Origin of the sequence: Bradyrhizobium sp. Mp27 (assembly GCF_029953005.1) — a bacterium.
Lineage (GTDB): Bacteria > Pseudomonadota > Alphaproteobacteria > Rhizobiales > Xanthobacteraceae > Bradyrhizobium > Bradyrhizobium barranii.
Window position 1 is genome coordinate 1 of the sequence record NZ_JASAUS010000505.1, and the last position, 1,317, is coordinate 1,317.

1 protein-coding gene is annotated in these 1,317 nt (G+C 67.5%); it reads right to left on the bottom strand.

Annotated elements, in window-relative coordinates:
* A partial coding sequence (locus tag QJT78_RS51355; protein WP_038946009.1) for an acetyl-CoA carboxylase occupies positions 1-1,317 on the bottom strand: 1,317 nt, incomplete at both ends.

Genomic DNA, 1,317 nt, shown 5'->3' on the forward strand with positions numbered 1-1,317 from the left:
GGCCGTCGTCACCGGCATCAGCCGCGCCGAGGTTGCTTCCGCCTCGGTCCAGACATAGACCGGCACCTCGACGCCCTGATGCGCAAGGCGGATGCCGTTGGCGATCGGGCGCGCCTGCACCGCGACGAAATGGCCGTCGATGGTGCCCTGCCAGACCGGATCGCCCGGCTTCCACGCGGACTGCAGCAGATGCGCGTTGCCGGCCTTGCCGTCGGCATCGATGAAGCGGATCGCGATCGCATCGCCCTCGCGCCCGACCTCGAGCAGAATCTCCTGGCGGTCGAGCCAGACCGCGCGCCGACGCTCGCGCTGCACGACGCGGCCACCCATCTGGCCCGAGATCTGCCGCTTGCGCTCCCCTAACACGTGGTCGATGGCGGCGCCGACCGCGGCGATCCGACGCGCGACCTCGCCTTCGGGCACGCGCACGGCAAAGCCCTTGGGGAATTCCTCGGCGATGAAACCGGTCGAGAGCCGCCCCTCGCGCCAGCGCGGATGGTGCATCAGCGCCGACAGGAACGGGATGTTGTGCCTGATACCCTCGACATAGAACGAATCCAGCGCGGTGGCCTGCGCCTCGATCGCGGCCGCGCGCGACGGCGCATGCGTGACGAGCTTGGCGATCATCGGATCGTAATGGATCGAGATCTCGCCGCCCTCCTGCACGCCGGTGTCGTTGCGCACGGTGATGCCGTCCTGGCTGGCTTCGGCCGGCGGGCGGTACTTCACGAGGCGCCCGATCGAGGGCAGGAAGTTGCGGAACGGGTCCTCGGCGTAGAGGCGGGATTCCACCGCCCAGCCGGTGAGCGTAACGTCCTTCTGGGTGATCGCGAGCTTCTCGCCGGCGGCTACGCGGAGCATCTGCTCGACGAGGTCGATGCCGGTGACGAGCTCGGTAACGGGATGCTCGACCTGAAGGCGCGTGTTCATCTCCAGGAAGAAAAAGCTCTTGTCCTGCCCTGCGACGAATTCGACGGTGCCGGCGGAGTCGTAGTTCACCGCCTTGGCCAGCGCGACGGCCTGCTCGCCCATCTTGCGGCGGGTGGCCTCATCGAGCAGCGGCGACGGCGCCTCCTCGATGACCTTCTGGTTGCGGCGCTGGATCGAGCATTCGCGCTCGCCGAGATAGATGACGTTGCCGTGCTTGTCGCCCAGCACCTGGATCTCGATGTGGCGGGGATCGACGATGAACTTTTCGACGAAGACGCGGTCGTCGCCGAACGAGGCTTTCGCCTCGGCCTTGGCAAGGTTGAAGCCTTCGGCAACCTCGCTCTTCGAATGCGCGATGCGCATGCCCTTGCCGCCACCGCCGGCGGA